The sequence below is a fragment of the Komagataeibacter sp. FXV3 genome (genome assembly GCF_015155755.1).
GTDB lineage: Bacteria > Pseudomonadota > Alphaproteobacteria > Acetobacterales > Acetobacteraceae > Komagataeibacter.
This window is the reverse complement of the sequence record NZ_VWPI01000192.1, coordinates 1-1,438: the sequence shown is the minus strand read 5'-3', so window position 1 is coordinate 1,438 and position 1,438 is coordinate 1. Positions and strand designations below refer to the sequence as shown.

Below are 1,438 nucleotides of genomic sequence, written 5' to 3'. Positions count from 1 at the left end.
CTAGCACTACTTTGGCAGAAAATTTGGGATAAGGATTCCCAACGGGTGCGATCAGTGATTCATGGAAGACCCGCTGTAGTGGGAGCTGGCGATGAACACCGACTGGCGATCGGATCTGGAAGTATGGCTTGCGCCATTTCTGGCGGCCCTGGGTCACAAAGCGCAGCGGGCGATGTGTCCGGCTTATATTGCAGGCCTGATCGGACCTGGTGACCGCAAGAGCGTGCAGCCCATGGCTGCACGCAATGGCGATATCCCTTATGACCGGCTGCATCATTTCGTCAGTGCCGGTGTGTGGGACAGTGCGCCACTTGAGGCTGCTCTGTGGCGTCATGCTGACCATCTGGTGGGCGGGGAGCGTTCATGGCTGATCATCGATGATACCTCCCTTCCCAAAAAGGGAGAACATTCTGTTGGCGTAGCGCCCCAATATGCTTCGACCCTGGGCAAGAAAGCGAATTGTCAGACACTGGTGTCCGTGACACTGGCTTCGCGTGAAGTGCCACTGATGCTGTCACTCCGTCTGTTCCTGCCCGATATCTGGACAGCAGATCCGGCACGCCTGAATCGGGCTGGTGTTCCACTGGAACATCAGGGCTCCAGGACCAAACCGGAGATGGCGATCGAAGAGATTGATCGCCTCTGTGCCGCAGGTGTCCGTTTTGGCTGTGTTCTTGCGGATGCCGGTTATGGCCTGTCCGCCCCGTTCCGTCAGGCCCTGAGTGCGCGGGGCCTGCGCTGGGCAGTCGGGATACCACGCCATCAGAAAGTCTATTCCACCGATGTGGAGCTGGTGTTTCCGGCCAGAAAGCGCGGCCCATCCCGGATGCATCCGGTACCGGACCAGCAATCTGTCCCTGCCCATAAGATACTGGAAACTGCAACATGGCGCAGGGTCAGTTGGCGTCGCGGGACCAAAGGTGGCCTGGCGGCCCGCTTTGCAGCCATGCGGATACGCGTTGCAGATGGTCCAGCCCAGCGTATCGGTGGCCGGACGGCCCAGCATATGCCCGGGGAGGAAGCCTGGCTGATTGGCGAGCACCGTTCCACTGGAGAACGGAAATACTATCTGTCCAACCTGTCTGCCGACTCCTCCCTCAGGCTACTGGCCGCTGCGATCAAAGCCCGATGGGTCTGCGAGCAGGCGCATCAGCAACTCAAGGAGGAACTGGGCCTCGATCACTTTGAGGGGCGATCATGGACAGGCCTGCACCGACACGCCCTAATGTCCATGATGGCCTACGCCTTTCTCCAGTCCCGGCGCCTCACGGCGGTCGGGCGGAAAAAAAAGAGTCACCGGCCCACCACCACAGCCCAGTCTGCCAGCAATACGACAGGCCATTCTTGATCGCATCCTGCGACCACCCATCGGGCAATGCCCCCACTGTGGAAACCTTCTACTCCAGACCTCGCAACACATTCTGCCAAAGTAGTGCTA

1 pseudogene is annotated in these 1,438 nt (G+C 59.5%); it reads left to right on the top strand.

What is annotated here, in order from left to right:
* Nucleotides 1-91 precede the first annotated feature (91 nt).
* Nucleotides 92-1,345, top strand: a pseudogene (locus F1542_RS16875) (IS701 family transposase); the annotation flags it as partial.
* Between the last annotated feature and the right edge of the window lie 93 nt (nucleotides 1,346-1,438).